Annotated in this window: 11 protein-coding genes; 8 read left to right on the top strand and 3 right to left on the bottom strand. The window is 71.4% G+C overall.

What is annotated here, in order from left to right; all coding sequences use genetic code 11:
• Positions 1-138 precede the first annotated feature (138 nt).
• From ACXN5W_RS10265 to ACXN5W_RS10295, 7 genes are all read left to right on the top strand, one after another.
• Positions 139-1,014: a L,D-transpeptidase gene (locus ACXN5W_RS10265; RefSeq protein ID WP_473157967.1), complete on the top strand. Its 876-nt coding sequence runs from the start codon at positions 139-141 to the stop codon at positions 1,012-1,014.
• A gap of 117 nt (positions 1,015-1,131) precedes the next feature.
• Entirely contained in the window at positions 1,132-1,443 is a 312-nt protein-coding gene (locus ACXN5W_RS10270) for a hypothetical protein (RefSeq protein WP_473157968.1), read from the top strand.
• Positions 1,444-1,617: 174 nt separating this feature from the next.
• Positions 1,618-1,968 (top strand): nuclear transport factor 2 family protein, encoded by a 351-nt coding sequence (locus ACXN5W_RS10275; RefSeq protein ID WP_473157969.1) that lies wholly within the window; start codon positions 1,618-1,620, stop codon positions 1,966-1,968.
• A gap of 233 nt (positions 1,969-2,201) precedes the next feature.
• Positions 2,202-2,591, top strand: a complete 390-nt coding sequence (locus ACXN5W_RS10280; RefSeq protein ID WP_473157970.1) for a YciI family protein — start codon at positions 2,202-2,204, stop codon at positions 2,589-2,591.
• A 95-nt stretch (positions 2,592-2,686) separates the two neighbouring features.
• Positions 2,687-3,994 carry an RNA polymerase sigma factor gene (locus tag ACXN5W_RS10285; protein WP_473157971.1) on the top strand — a complete coding sequence of 436 codons (1,308 nt, stop codon included), beginning with the start codon at positions 2,687-2,689 and terminating at the stop codon, positions 3,992-3,994.
• Positions 3,995-4,081: 87 nt separating this feature from the next.
• Positions 4,082-4,684: a P-loop nucleotide/nucleoside kinase family protein gene (locus ACXN5W_RS10290; RefSeq protein WP_473157972.1), complete on the top strand. Its 603-nt coding sequence runs from the start codon at positions 4,082-4,084 to the stop codon at positions 4,682-4,684.
• 341 nt (positions 4,685-5,025) lie between these two features.
• On the top strand, positions 5,026-5,997 hold the full coding sequence (locus tag ACXN5W_RS10295) for a GNAT family N-acetyltransferase (protein WP_473157973.1): 972 nt from the start codon (positions 5,026-5,028) through the stop codon (positions 5,995-5,997).
• A gap of 161 nt (positions 5,998-6,158) precedes the next feature.
• On the opposite strand, the gene ACXN5W_RS10300 is transcribed toward ACXN5W_RS10295, so the two are convergent.
• Together ACXN5W_RS10300 and ACXN5W_RS10305 are read right to left on the bottom strand one after the other, a co-directional pair.
• Positions 6,159-9,308 (bottom strand): DUF7933 domain-containing protein, encoded by a 3,150-nt coding sequence (locus ACXN5W_RS10300; RefSeq protein WP_473157974.1) that lies wholly within the window; start codon positions 9,306-9,308, stop codon positions 6,159-6,161.
• Between the two features lie 230 nt (positions 9,309-9,538).
• Entirely contained in the window at positions 9,539-11,695 is a 2,157-nt protein-coding gene (locus ACXN5W_RS10305) for a GTP-binding protein (protein WP_473157975.1), read from the bottom strand.
• A 484-nt stretch (positions 11,696-12,179) separates the two neighbouring features.
• Here ACXN5W_RS10305 and ACXN5W_RS10310 point away from each other — a divergent pair, with 484 nt between their 5' ends.
• Positions 12,180-13,445 carry a cellulose-binding domain-containing protein gene (locus ACXN5W_RS10310; RefSeq protein WP_473157976.1) on the top strand — a complete coding sequence of 422 codons (1,266 nt, stop codon included), beginning with the start codon at positions 12,180-12,182 and terminating at the stop codon, positions 13,443-13,445.
• A gap of 418 nt (positions 13,446-13,863) precedes the next feature.
• Here ACXN5W_RS10310 and ACXN5W_RS10315 read toward each other — a convergent pair whose 3' ends face one another.
• The gene (locus ACXN5W_RS10315; protein ID WP_473157977.1) at positions 13,864-14,940 is read right to left on the bottom strand and encodes an endonuclease domain-containing protein; all 1,077 of its coding nucleotides are present in this window, start codon (positions 14,938-14,940) and stop codon (positions 13,864-13,866) included.
• Between the last annotated feature and the right edge of the window lie 204 nt (positions 14,941-15,144).

Raw genomic sequence — 15,144 nt, forward strand, 5'->3', positions numbered from 1 at the left:
TTGATCATGAAGTTAGCGGACTTCTTGACCGGTCCAGGGATCCGCTAACTTCATGCTCAACGCGAACGGGAGGGGTGGGGTGGGGGTGGGGGTTAGGGTTTGGGGGTGGGTGGTGAGAGGTCTGGGGCGGGTGGGCGGGTGGCGCCGCGGTGGGGGATGTTCGCGCTGGTGGTGGCCGTCACGGTGCTGGCCCTGCTCGGCGGCCTGGCCGTGATCGGGCTGACCGGCAGGCGGCCCGAACCGGCTCGTTGGGCGGCGGCATCCGCCGGACCGGTCGGTACCATCCCGACGGCGTCAGCAGCGGCCCCCGCGACCGAGCGATCGATCCCGGCCCCACCGGCCCCCGCCGGCCTGCCGGTCATCGACTACGGGCCGGCACCGCACGGATTCCCCGCCGACCCCGAACCGCAGTCGACCAACCGGCTGACCGAGGGCCTGCACCCGACGACCCGAATCGCGGCCTATGACGCCCCGGGTGGCAGGCCGAAGGCGTTCCTCGCGCCGACCATCTCCCAGGTACCGCTGAACATGCCCATCGTCGAACGCCGAGCCGGCTGGGCCGCCGTACTGCTTCCGTCGGTCAACCGCACGATCGGCTGGGTGCCACCGACGGGCTGGCGGGCCGTACCGCTGCGCGACCTGGTGGTGGTGGAGCGCCGCTCGCACCGGCTGACCTGGCTGCGCGACGACCGGGAGGTCCGGTCCTGGCCGGTGGCGCTCGGCGTCCGGGCCACGCCGACGCCGCTCGGCCGGACGTTCATCCTCGGCCGCTCGTCCGCGCACGGGAAGGTGTACGCGAACACCGACGTGTTCGCGCTCGGCGCGATGCCGGACGCGGTGCACAACGTGCCGACCGGGCTGCGCGGGGCGCACACCGGCATCCACGCCTGGTACACCGACTCGGTGCTCGGCAAGAGCGTGAGCAACGGCTGCATCCGGCTCACCCCCACCGCGCAGCGGCAACTGCTGTCCGAGCTGGTCCCCGGCACCGAGGTCGTGGTCGTCGACAGGTGACGTTCCGGACCGGCCGCCCTGCCCGGAGCTGACGGTTGGCCCCTCCCGGGCGGTCGACATCTGGCGCGGGCGACCGCACAAATTGCGGGCCTCGGTCGTTCGGGTGACCATGCTGGAATGACAGTCGCCGCCACCGTCGTCCTGATCCGCCCGCTCGGCGGCTGGCGGGACCGGCTGCGGACGTACCATCTGATCATCGACGGCGCCGAGCGGGGCGCGATCCGGCCGGGCCAGGAACTGCGGTTCGTGGTCACCCCGGGCCGGCACCGGGTCCGGGCCCGGGTCGGTCGGGCGGACGGCCCGGAGTTCGAGGTCGAGGTCGGACCCGGCGCCGAGGTCCGGCTGCGGGTCGCGGCCGACGGCACCCACCCGGCGTCCCGGCGGCCCTTCAGCCGCAGCCGCCACCCGCGACTCAGCCCGCTCGACTGAACGCGGCCGGAGCCGGGATGTGGTGGAGACGAGCACGGTCCCGGCGGTTGACACCAGACCACCACACGTCCCGGCCGGCTCTGCCGGAGTGGCTGTCCGGCGCCGGTGATGACCCGTTGCCGGCCAGTCACCGGGTATCCGGTGCCGGGACTTCAGGTTACGAGAGGCGGATCCATGGGCACGAGCAACGCGGAGGTCGTACGGGCGGCGTTCGAGGCGTACCTGGCTCAGGACCAGCGGGCGGCCCAGCCGCTGTACGGCCCGCAGCTGCGGTTCACCAGCCCGCAGGACGACCATATCGACCGGGCCGCGTTCTTCGAACGCTGCTTCCCGACCGCGAACAGGGTGCGCTCGCAGCGGCTGCTGTACCTGACCGAGGCCGACGACCGCAACGTGTACGCGACGTACGAGTACGAACTGAACGAGGGCGGTACGTTCCGTAACACCGAGCTGATCACCGTCGAGGACGGCAGGATCGTTGAGGTGCAGGTCTTCTTCGGTGGCCGGTACGGCGGCTCTTCGTAACTGACCCACGGCGAGGTCCACGATTCACCGGCGGCGCGTCCTGGGCCACGGCGGTGTGCGCCACCGGTACGGCAACTCCTGCTGCGAAAATTCCGCGACGTGTCCTGCCGGCGCCCGGGCCGTTCGACGTACTGGTAGCCAGCCAACGGACCGGACCGACCGGCGGAGCTGGCGCCGAGAGGTCACCCGGCTGGTCCGGGCCGGACCGCAGACGCTACCGAGGAGAGACGATCATGCATTTCATGCTGCTGCTCAAGGGGGACTCGACTCCGGGCACCCCGCCGTCGGACGAGCTGATCGCGGCGATGAACCGGTACGGCGCCGAGTTGGCGAACGCGGGTGTGCTGCTGGACGCCAAGGGGCTCTTCTCCAGCGCGCAGGGCGCCCGGGTCATCTACTCCAACGGTCAGCGGAAGGTGGTCGATGGGCCGTTCGCCGAGGCCAAGGAGCTGGTGGCCGGGTACTACCTGATCGACGTGAAGTCCCGGGAGGAGGCCATCGAGTGGGCCTCCCGGTGTCCGGTCGAGTACGCCGTGTCCGGTGACCAGGAGGCGGTGGTCGAGGTGCGCCAGGCGGCGTCGGAGGTCGAGGAGGCGTATCCGGAGCTGACCGACCGCCGCTGAGCCGCCCCGCCGAGACGTTAGGAGGGGGCCCTTCCTATACAAAAAGCGATAACAAGGGCCCCTTCCTTTCCCCGAAGGCGTGCTGAAATGGCAGCGTGACGGGATCGGACACCAGCTCCGTGACGCGGGCCGACAGACGGCGGGCGGCGGAGGCGATCGAAGCGGTCTGGCGGATCGAGGCCGCCCGGTTGATCGCCGGCCTGGCCCGGCTGGTCGGCGACGTCGGCCTGGCCGAGGAACTGGCCCAGGACGCGCTGGTCGCCGCCCTGGAGCAGTGGCCCGCCGAGGGCGTGCCGCGCAACCCGGGTGCCTGGTTGATGTCCGTCGGCAAGCGCCGGGCCATCGACACGATCCGGCGCCACCAGCGGTACGCGCGCAAGCTCGCCGAGGTCGGCCGGGATCTGGCCGCCGCGCCGGACAGCGGGGTGGCGGCCATGGACGCGGTCGCCGAGGAACGCATCGAGGACGACCTGCTGCGGCTGATGTTCGTGTCCTGCCATCCGGTGCTGGCCACCGAGGCCCGGGTGGCGTTGACGCTGCGCCTGGTGGGTGGGCTGACCAGCGACGAGATCGCGCGGGCGTTCCTGCTGCCCGAGCCGACCGTGGCGAAGCGGCTGGTTCGGGCCAAGCGGGCACTCAGCGACGCCGGCGTCCCGTTCGAGGTACCGCAGGGCGCCGAGCGGATGGCCCGGCTGTCGTCGATCCTCGAGGTCATCTATCTGATCTACAACGAGGGCTATTCGGCGACCACCGGCGACGACTGGATGCGGCCGGAGCTGTGCGCGGAGGCGTTGCGGCTGGGCCGGATCCTGGCGACCCTGGTCCCGGCCGAGCCGGAGGTGCACGGCCTGGTGTCGCTCATGGAGATCCAGGCGTCGCGCGCGAGAGCCCGGACCGCCCCGGACGGCACGCCCATCCGGCTGCTCGACCAGGATCGCGCCCGGTGGGACCGGTTGCACATCCGGCGCGGGCTCGCCGCGCTCGACCGGGCCGCCGAGTTGACCGACCGGGCCGGGTCGTCCGGCGGGCCCGGGCCGTACACGTTGCAGGCGGCCATCGCGGCCTGCCATGCCCGGGCCCGGACCGCCGAGCAGACCGACTGGGTACGGATGGTCGCCCTCTACGACCTGCTGGCCCAGTTGACCCCCTCCCCGGTGGTCGAGCTGAACCGGGCGGTCGCGCTCGGCATGGCGTACGGGCCGGAGGCCGGGCTGGCACTTGTCGACCAGTTGACCGGTGATCCGGCGCTGCGCTCGTACCACCTGTTGCCGAGCGTCCGGGGTGACCTGCTGGCCAAGCTCGGCCGGACGGCGGAGGCGCGAACCGAGTTCGAGCGGGCCGCCGAGCTGACCCGCAACGGCCGGGAACGCACCCTGCTGCTCGACCGCGCCGTCGCGCTGTAAGGAAGGGCACCTTCTTATCGCTTTTTGTAGAGGAAGGGCCCCTTGTTAACGCCGGTCTCCGATATCCAGATCGGCCATGATGGCCCGATGATCCATGCGACTGGCTGGCCGGACCGGGCCACGGTCCTGGTGTCCGGCGCTCCCGGAGCCGGCAAGACCACCCTGGCCCGGCCGCTGGCGGCGGCCCTGGGCTTCGCGCTGCTGGCCAAGGATGACATCAAGGAGACGCTGCACGACGCGCTCGCCCCACCGATGGGCGACCTACCCTGGTCGCGTCGACTCGGCGGAGCCGCCATGGAACTGCTCTGGGCGCTCGCGGCGCGTTCCCCGTACGTGGTTCTGGAGGCCAACTTCCGGCCGCACAGCCCGCGGGAGCGGGCCCGGATCGCCGGCTTGGCGCGCCCGCTGGTGGAGGTCCACTGTGCCTGCCCGGCGGCCGAGTGCGCCCGCCGGTACGCGGCGCGGGCCGCGCACGCGCACCCTACGCACGTGCTGAAGACGCTGTCCCTGGAGGACCTGGCCGAGTATGACGGTCCGGTCGGGCCTGGCCCGGTCGTCACGGTGGACACCACCCGGCCGGTCGACATCGCCGCCGTCGCACGCGAGGTACGCGCCCGGCTGCAAGATCAACCCGGCCCCCACGTGACCGAGGTACCCGCCCGACCGCCGGCTCCGCCCAACCCGCTCTGACCCTGCGGTACGACCGCCCGACCCGGCCCAGCCGACGCCAGCCTCGCCCAGTGCACCCGTCCCCGCGCCCGCCGTACGACTCCCCGAGCCCCCCGCCGACGGCCGGTCACTCGGGGAAGCGGCCCCATGACGAGAGTGTGCAGAGTTGTTGTCGCCAGAACCACAACAACTCTGCACACTCACCCACGCGAACTGCGAGCACCGGTCAGCGCCGGCCCGCGCGAAGCCGCGGGAGCGCCGACCCGGCGGCGAACATCAACCCGGCGGCGCGCGTGGGACCGTTGGGCGACCCGGACGGACCGCTCAACGAACCGAACCCGAAGCAGCCTCGAATTCCATTGATGCGGGTCATCGCCGCCGGTACCGTCGCCGCCGTGGCACCCGATGGCCAGCCCGTTCGCCCCAACGAGCTGACGGTCCGCCCCTACGGTGATGGTGACCTGCCCCGGCTCCAGCAGACGGTGGCGGGCTGGATCGCCGAGGCGGGCCGGTGCAGCTACGACCATATCGGCGAGCTTCCGCACCGGATCTACGAGAACCTGCGCGGCCGGCGGCCGGTGGGCGAGCTGGTCCGGCTCTGGGAGTCGCCGCCGGGCATGATTCTCGGGGTGGCCATCTGCCTGCGCTTCAACGTGGCGTTCGACGTACTGGTCGCGCCGGGGCTGCGGGGCACGGACGCCGAGCGGACCATGCTGACGGCCGCGGCGGACATCACCGCCGAGGGGGCGCACGGGCGACACATCCTGACCGACGTGTGGGATCAGGACGCGGCCCGGATCCGGCTGCTCACCGAACTGGGCTTCGCCCGGTTCCGGGTCTGGGACCACATCCGGGAGCGCGGCCTGGCGACCGAGCCAGCCGAGCCGGCGCCGCCGGCGGGTTTCCGGCTGCGGTCGGCCCGGCTGTCCGACGCCGACGCCCTGGCCGCCGCCCGTAACGATTCGTTCGCGGAGGGCTGGACCGGGGATCGCTACCGGTCCGCGGTCATGACCAGACCTGGGTACGCTCCGGAGCGCGAGATCGTCGCGGTGGCGCCGGACGGCCGGATCGCCTCGTACGCGGTCTACTGGCTCGACGAGCACAACCGGGTTGGTCACTTCGAGCCGATCGGTACGGCGCGGGAGTTCCAGCGGCGTGGGCTGGCTCGGGCGGTGATGCTGGAGGCGATGCACCGGATGCGCGTCGCCGGCATGCGGACGGTGACCGTGAACCACAACGCGGAGAACGCACCGGCCCGCAAGTTGTACGAATCCCTCGGCTTCAGCCGGACCGCCCAGACGTACGGCTATCGCCGCTCCCGCTGGCCCCGGTAGGCCGGCTCGGCGGGACCGCGGCCGCAAAGGAACGCGGCGGATCAGGCCGCCGGAAACCGCTGGGCGGACCGGGGGCGGGGGCTGCTCGAATGTGAGTTCGGCGCTTGTGCGGGACAACAGGCTGTCCCGCACAAGCGCCGAGGTCTTCACCGCCTCGAAGATCAGGCGGTGTGGCGCCTACGCCGGACCGACCGGTGGCTCATCGCGACGAGCATCGCGCCAAGGCCGACCATGGTCAGGGCGATGGCGGCATAGGTCGAGTAGTCACCTCCGGTGACGGGCAGAATGCGCTTGCGGACCGTGATGCTCGCCGAGGCAGGAGAACCCGGGCCGCTCTCGTTCGAGGTGATGGCACTCGTCGTGTTCACCTTCTTCCCGATGGTCTTGCCGGTGACGTTCACTGACACCGCGCAGCTTCCGTTGGCCGGCAGGGTGGCACCGGACAGGCTGATGCTGCCGCTACCCGCGGTCGCCACGAGCGTGCCGGCGGCACAGTTGGTCCGGGCGCCGCTGGGAGTGGCGACCAGCAGCCCGGCCGGCAACGCATCGCTGAAGGCAACACCCGTCAACGCCGTGTTCGGGTTGGGATTGGTGAGGGTGAAGGTCACCAGCGTCGTCCCCTTGACGGAGATGACGGGGTACTGGAAAGCCTTCGAGATCTTCGGCGCTTTGACGACCACCGCGAAGACCTTGATCCTCGCCGATGCCGTGGCACCCGGACCGCTCTCGTTCGAGTCGACCGGACCGGTCGTGTTGACCTTCGTCCCACTGGTCGTACCGGTCACATCCACCGAGAACGTACAACTGCCGTTGGCCGGCAACGTCGCCCCCGTCAAACTGATGGTCCCACCACCAGCCGTCGCCGTGATCGTCCCACCACCACACGAACCAGTCAGACCATTCGGCGTGGCCACCACCAACCCCGCCGGCAACGAATCACTGAACCCGACACCCGTCAACGGCGTACCCGAGTTGGGATTCCGCAGGGTGAAGGTCAGCGGCGTCGTCCCACCCGCCGGAATCGTCGCGTCCCCAAACGCCTTCGCGATCGTCGGCGCGCGGACAACCGCCGGGCGGACCGTGACGGTTGCCGAGGCACCGGCACCCGGGCCACTCTGCACCGAGGTGACGGCAGCCGTCGTGTTCACCTTCGTTCCGGTGGTCGTGCCGGTGACGTTCACTGACACCGTGCAGCTTCCGTTGGCCGGCAGGGTCGCGCCGAACAGGCTGATGCTGCCGCTACCCGCGGTCGCCACGACCGTGCCGGCGGCGCAGTTCGTCTGCGCACCACTGGGAGTGGCGACCAGCAGTCCCGCGGGGAGGTTGTCCACGAAGCTCACGCCGGTCAGCGGCGTGCTCGGGTTGGGATTGGTGAGGGTGAAGGTCACCGACGTCGTCCCGTTGACGGGAATCGTGGCGTCCTCGAAGGCTTTGGTGATCGTCGGCGGCGCGGCGACCCGGACCGTGATGCTCGCCGCGGCGGGGGTACCCGGGCCGCTCTCGTTCGAGGTGATGGCGCTCGTCGTGTTGACCTTCGTCCCACTGGTCGTACCGGTCACATCCACCGAGAACGTACAACTGCCGTTGGCCGGCAACGTCGCCCCCGCCAAACTGATGCTCCCACCACCAGCCGTCGCCGTGATCGTCCCACCACCACACGAACCAGTCAGACCATTCGGCGTGGCCACCACCAACCCCGCCGGCAACGAATCACTGAACCCGACACCCGTCAACGCCGTGCTCGGGTTGGGGTTGCTGAGGTTGAAGGTCAGTGCTGTCGTCCCGTTGGCGCCGATGGTAGTGGCGCCGAATGTCTTCGAGATCGTCGGCGGGGTGGCTACCGCAACCGTGACGCTTGCCGATGCCGTGGCACCCGGGCCGCTCTCGGTCGAGTCAACCGGACCACTCGTGTTGACCTTCGTCCCACTGGTCGTACCCGTGACATCCACCGAGAACGTACAACTGCCGTTGGCCGGCAACGTCGCCCCCGCCAAACTGATGCTCCCACCACCAGCCGTCGCCGTGATCGTCCCACCACCACACGAACCAGTCAGACCATTCGGCGTGGCCACCACCAACCCCGCCGGCAACGAATCACTGAACCCGACACCCGTCAACGCCGTACCCGAGTTGGGATTCCGCAGGGTAAAGGTCAGCGGCGTCGTCCCACCCGCCGGAATCGTCGCGTCCCCAAACGCCTTCGCGATCGTCGGCGGCGCGACAACCGCCGCACCGACGGCCACGCTTGCCGAGGCGGTGGCACCCGGACCGCTCTCGGTCGAGTCCACCGGACCACTCGTGTTGACCTTCGTCCCGCTGGTCGTACCCGTGACGTTGACCGAGAACGTGCAAGTGCCACCAGCCGGCAACGTCGCCCCCGCCAGACTGATGCTCCCACCACCGGCCGTCGCCGTGATCGTCCCCCCACCACACGAACCGGTCACGCCGCTGGGGGTGGCCACCTCCAGGCCGGCCGGCAACGAGTCACTGAAACCAACACCCGTGAGCGACGTACCCACGTTCGGGTTGCTCAGGGTGAAGCTCAGGGACGTCGTCCCGCCGAGCGGAATCGTGGCATCGGCAAAAGCCTTCGAGATCGTCGGCGGCGCGACGGACGCGGCACAGAACGGTCGGGTGATGGTGTCGTGGATCAGGGTGACGGCGCCGTTGCGGGCCAGCACCCGCCCGGTGACGGTGGCGCCCTCGCCCAGCGTCGCCGACTGCAGCGCCAGGATGGTTCCGACGAAGACGCTCCGGGTGTTCAGCGTCGCCGAGCTGCTGACCTGCCAGAACACGTTGCACGCCTGAGCACCCCGGGTCAGGCTGACCCGGCTGTCAACCGCGGTGATCAGATCGGACCCGGCCTGGAAGATGAACACCGAGTTCGGATCGTTCTGTCCGTCCAGCGTGAGGGTGCCGGTCAGCGACATGGTGGCGGGCGACGTGTAGACCCCCGCGACCAGGGTCTGGCCGCCGAGGTCGGCGCTCACCGTTGCCGTCGAGGGTTCCGCCGCGGCGAAGTTGTACGCCGTGGTCAGGGCCGCCTGGGCCTGCATCGCCGCGGTGTCACCGACGTGCGTGGCACCGTTCACCACGGGAGCGCCGGTGACCGATGTGCCCGGCCAGACACCCAGGTCTCCGTTGATGACCGAAGGACCGACCGGAGGTGGTACGTCGGTCACCGCCTGGCCGGCCAGCACCCCGTAGGTCTCGGCGACCCCCAACGGGACCGGGGCCTGGGCCCACGCCGCCGACGGGCTGAGGACGCCGACGAAGGTCGTCGTAGCGGCGACGGCTCCCGCCAACGCCATCGCAGCAGATCGACGGCGTACGCGACAAGCGCGAGCCAAACCAAGCACCGACACAGCCTTCCCACCAATCAAGATTCCGCCCGAGCAAGGTCCGGGGCGTAGGAGTTGTCAGCCAAGGCCCATCGGGCAGGAACCCCGCAAGACCTGAACCGGCAGCTTATCCGCACGAAAGTCCCGTAATAGGACGAACTCCGCTAAAATGCATGAAGGCGGCGCCCGCACCGCACGGTCTACTGACGCTGGGCGAGGAACCGCAGGTACTCGACCCGGTCGAACGGGTTGCCATCGGAGCGCGGCCGGCGCGGCGGGTCCCCGCTCACCGGTCGATCACCGCCGGGCACCGAAGACCACAGGCCCTCCCCACCGGACAGGTCGGGCAGCCGTCGCTGCGCCGCCGACTCCAGTCGGGCCGGCAGCACTCCGCTGATCCGCCAGCCGGCGGCGACCTCGTCGGTGCCGTCGATCCGGGCACCGAGCTGGGACAGGTGGGACGTGAGGGTGCCGAGCCGGTCGGCCGGAACCTCCGCCTCGAACCGCCGGCACGGCTCGAAGACCCGGGTACCGGCCTCGGCGAGCGCCTGCATCAGCACGTACGGCGCCAGGTCCCGGAAGTGCCCGGCCGTGGTGATCGGCGACCAGTAGCCGCTGTGGGTGAGCGACACCGTCACGTCGGTGACCGGCCAACCGTGACGGCCCTGGTCGAGGGCCGCCCGCACGCTCGCCTCGATGGCCTTGTGGAACGACAGCGGCAGCGAACCCAGTTCAACCTCCAGCCGGTAGTCCACCCCCGTACCGGGCTCGACCCGGAACCCGACGGTGCCGAAGAAGCCGTGCCCGATGATCTCCAGCGCGGCCCCGACGCCCACCGGCCGTTCGAGGTGGACCAGCCGGCCCGGGGCGAACTCCGCCTCGATCCCGTACGACTCCGCCAGCGTGGCGGCCAGCACCTCCCGCTGGACATCGCCGTAGAGCAGCACGCTCGTGCCGCCGTCCGGGGCGACCCGGGTCCGGATGAACGGGTCGGCGTCGGCCAGCTCCAACAGCGCGGCGTGCAGGGCCGACACCCGGCCCGGATCGCGGGGTCGGACCACGGCCTCCAGGGTCGGCGCCGGAAAGTACGACCGCCCGTCCAACCCGTCCGGCGTGCCGAGCTGGTCACCGAGGCGTACCCCGGTCAGGCCGGCCACCCGGGCGATGTGCCCGGCGGTCAACCCGATCGGCTCGCGGCCGGCGCCGGCATCCGACCCTCGGCCCGCGTCAGCGTCCGGCTCGCGGACCCGGCCAGCGTCCGACCGCTGGCCCGCGCCGGCCGGATCGAGCCGGGTCACCCGGGCGCGCGTCGCGGTGATCCGGCCGTCCGGCTCCCGGCGGTACGCGGTGACCCGCTGCCGCTCACGTAGCTGCCCGCCGTACGAGCGCAGGTAGGCCACCCGCTCACCCGTCGTGTGATGCCGCTCGATCGCGAAAACCCGGGCCCGCAGGCCGTCCTCGGCGGGTGGCGAAGCCGGCAGCAGCCGGGCGATGGCGTCCAGCAGTTCCGGTATGCCAGCGCCGGACAGCGCCGAGCCGAACAGCAGCGGCTGGACCTGTCCGGCGGCGGTCTGCGCGCGCAGCGCTTCCGTCACCCGGTCCGGATCGAGGGGCAGCTCGTCGACCAGCGCCGCCAGCAACTCGTCGTCGTGTTCGGCGAGGATCTCGGCGATCAGGTGCACCCCGTCCGAGACCACCGGCGGCCGGGTCACGCCGCCCGAGGTCGGCAGCAGCCGGGTCTCGCCACCCGAGGTCGACGGCAGCCGGGTCTCGCCACCCGAGGTCGGCAGCGGCCGATACGCGCTGTCCGCGCCGGAGGCACCGCTCTGGTCGTACCGCGGCTTGTGGGGGTGGTAGGTGGCCTCGGCCGTGCCGGGCGCGCGAACCGTGCCCAGCGGAACCGCCGCCGGGGTGAGCAGCCGGCGGACGTCCGCGACCAGTTCGTCCGGACGGGCGCCGGCCCGGTCGATCTTGTTCACGAAGATGAGCGTGGGCAGGCACAGTGACCGGAGTACCCGCATCAGCCGGCGGCTGTGCGGCTGCACGCCCTCGACCGCGGACAGCACCAGTACGGCGGCGTCGAGCACCCCGAGTGCGCGCTCGACCTCCGCCACGAAATCGCTGTGCCCCGGCGTGTCGAGCAGGTTGACCTGGCGGTCGCCGACCTGGAACGTAGCGACCGCCGAGCGGATGGTGATCCCCCGGCGCCGCTCGATGTCGCCGGTGTCGGTGCGGGTGGTGCCCTCGTCGACGCTGCCCAACCGGTCGATGACGCCGGTGTCGTAGAGCAGGCGTTCGGTCAGGCTGGTCTTACCAGCGTCGACGTGGGCGAGAATGCCGATGTTGACGGTCTCCATGGGCTGACGGGTCCTCGAAAGCTCGCGTCCGGATGGGCGGGAAGGTTTCGAGTCCTCGCATCGCCGTTCTCCCGTCGTTCGATCGGTCTCGTGGTGCGGCTGTTCTGTGGCGGTTCCGCGGGGCCCGCCCACTCTGGGCGGTCAAGCTTGATCCCGTCGTGGGCGGGCCCCGCGGAACCCAAGCCGCGGCTCGCCGGAGTGACGCTTACATGGACGGGGGCCTGCGGTCCACCGAATAACACCGGCCGATGATCGAGCCGGTGGCCGCCGCCGAGGGCGTCGGCGCTTGATTAAATCGGGCAATGTCAATAGATTGGGGATGGGCGCCGCCGGAGTCCGGCCAAGCCGGGCCGCCAGCGGCTGACAGGTCCATCCGAGCCGGGCACCTCGGTGGTACGCGCCGACGCGTACCCGCCGTTTCTCCAGCGCAACAGGCGCGCCTGCCGCGCCACGCGCCCCAGCCCGACGCCTGAAGGACCCTTACATGAGGATTTCCCACCCCCGTCTCCGCCCGGCCCTGGCGGTCACCGCCGCCCTGGCCGCCGCCGTGACAGGCACCGGAACGATCCTGCTCACCGGCCCCGCCACGGCGGCTGCCGGCTGCCGGGTCGACTACCTACCCAACGTGTGGCAGGGCGGCTTCACCGCCAACATCAGGGTCTCCCCGGGGGACGCTGCCGTCTCCAGTTGGACGGTCACCTGGACGTACGGCGGTGACGAGCATGTCGTCAACGGCTGGAACGCCACCGTCAGCCAGTCCGGCAAGGTGGTGACCGCCCGCAACGTGTCCTACAACGGCAGTATCCCGGCCGGTGGCACCACCGAGTTCGGCGTGCAGGGCACCCTCAGTTCGTCGGGCGGCATGCCGACCGGGTTCACCCTCAACGGCACACCGTGCAACGGTGCCGGACCGACCGGCGGCCCGACCACGATGATGCCGACCACCGCGCTGCCGACCAGCGCACCCCCCACCAGCACGCCACCGACCAGCGCACCCCCCACCAGCGCGCCACCCACCAGCACGCCGCCGACCAGCGCCCCGCCCACCTCCGCCCCGCCGACCGGCTGCGCGGGTGCGACCCTCTGTGACGGCTTCGAAAGCCAGTCCGGCTCGACGCCGTCCGGTGACTGGACAGTGGTCAACCCGGACTGCTCAGGAGCCGGTACGGCGACGATCGACGCCGGCACCGCGCACAGCGGCGGCCGGTCGGTCAAGGTGACCGGTGCCGCCGGCTACTGCAACCACGTGTTCGTGAAGTCCACCCGCAACCTCAGCGGCGTGGGCAGCGTCCGGTACGGCCGTCTGTGGGTACGGCACACCACCGCCCTGCCCACCCAGCACACCACCATGCTGGCCATGAACGACGCCGCGGACGGCAACAAGGATCTGCGGATGGGCGGCCAGAACGGCGCCATGCAGTGGAACCGCGCCTCCGACGACGCGACGCTGCCCGAGCAGAGCCCGTCCGGGGTGGCACTCAGCGTGCCGCTGCCGACCAACCGGTGGGCCTGCGTGGAGTTCATGGTGGACGGCTCGGCCGGTCAGCTCCGCACCTGGCTCGACGGCACCGCCATCACCGGGCTGACCGCGGACGGTACGCCGACGCACGACATCGACGGGCAGTGGTACAACCGCACCTGGCGGCCCCAGCTCACCGATCTGCGGTTCGGTTGGGAGAGCTACGGCGAGGGCTCCGACACCCTCTGGTTCGACGACGTCGCGATGGGCAGCAGCCGGATCGGTTGCTGACCTCCGAACAACCGCGCTGACCGCCACCGCCGCATCTCGAGAGGCGGCCAGTTGAGATCTTGGACGGAAACCGTTCGCTGCGAACGGTTTCCGTCCAAGATTCGTTTTCGCGGCGTGTGGTGCGCGGCGTGTGGTGCGCGGCGCGTGGTGCGCGGCGCGTGGTGCGCGGCGCGTGGTGCGCGACGCGGTGCGGGGTGCGCGGTGCGGTGCGGGGTGCGCGGTGCGGCGCGGTGCGGCGCGGGGTGCGCGGTGCGGGGTGCGCGGCGCGCGGCGCGGGGTGCGCGGTGCGGGGTGCGGGGTGCGCGGCGCGGGGTGCGCGGGGTGCGCGGGCGCCAGCCGGCGACGGCCAGGGCCGCGCGGACGGTCCCGACTCACGGACGCCAGCCGCCGGCGACCAAGGCCGCGCGGACGGTCCGACTCACGGACGCCAGCCGGCGGCGACCAGGGCCGCGCGGACGGTTCCGGCGACCTCGTCGGGTCGCGACCGGACCAGCCAGGCCGGAAAGCGCAGGATCCGATCGCCGCTGATCCAGACCTCGTTCTGCCGGCGCATGTCGTCGGCCCACTGCCGTACCTCCATGTGGTGCGCGCCGTCGACCTCCACGTGCAGGCGCCACTTCCGCCAGTACGCGTCCAGCCAGCGCACCCGCCCCGTCCCGTCGGTGCGGCGTTCCTGAAGGTCTGGGCGGGGCAGTCGGTACCGTCGGCAGAGTCGAACAAAGTCGATCTCGGACAGCGATTCGGCGCCACCGGCGATGTCGGCCAGGGTTCGCCGGATCAGGTCTCGACGGGCCACCCGCGGTAACACGTCGAGCACGGCCCGGATCTCCGCGGGTGTCGCGCGGCGCTGCTGGCAGCCGGCGGCCAGCACCGCCTGCGCGTCCCGGTCGCTGCGCGCCCAGCCGGCGGCGTCGACCAGGGCACGCGCCATCGTGGTACGCGCCGGCCGCCCGATCTGCAGGTGTTCCCTGGGCAGCAGGGTGCTCCGGTGCGCCACCACCGCGGGCATGTCCGGTGGCAGCCGGCGTAGCAGCGTACGGCCGGTCCGCCGACTGGCCGGAATCAGCACGTGCAGTGGATCCGGCCGCAGGCCGCGTACCCCACCCTCGGCCGCGGCGGTTGCCCCCGCCAGCACCGCGCCCGGACCGTCGTCGACGGCGCCGTACCCGACCCTCGCCGCTGCGGGCTCGGCGCCGCCGGTCCGGGCCCCCACCATGGCGGGTTCGGCACCGCCGGGCCGGGTCCCCGCCATGACGGGCTGGGCGCCGCCGGTTGCCAGGACCGCGACCCAGAGTTGCTGGTCGCGGGTGAGCCGACCGTTGCCGGCGAGGACCAACCCGTGGCAGACCGAGCGCCACCGCCCGGAGCGGATCCGGCCCCGGATCGCGCCTTCGCCGAGGAACCGGCGAAGTTGCCCGGTCGTGGCCACCTGGGACTGTTCGAACAACAACCAGTCGAGCGCTCCGGCGTCGTCGGCCGGCGGAACTGAGAACATCCCTCGCACTATGCGCACCAGCCGAACCCGGCGCTGCCAGATCTTGGACGGAAACCGTTCGCTGCGAACGGTTTCCGTCCAAGATCCGTTTAACGGGCCGGGGTGGGGCGGTGTCACAGGTGGTTCACAGGTCTGTGTGTTCCGTGACGTTCGGGTGACGTCGCTCCGAGCAGACTGCCGGCCATGACGCGCGCGCCGAGGTCC

Source organism: Plantactinospora sp. A48, from assembly GCF_055793945.1.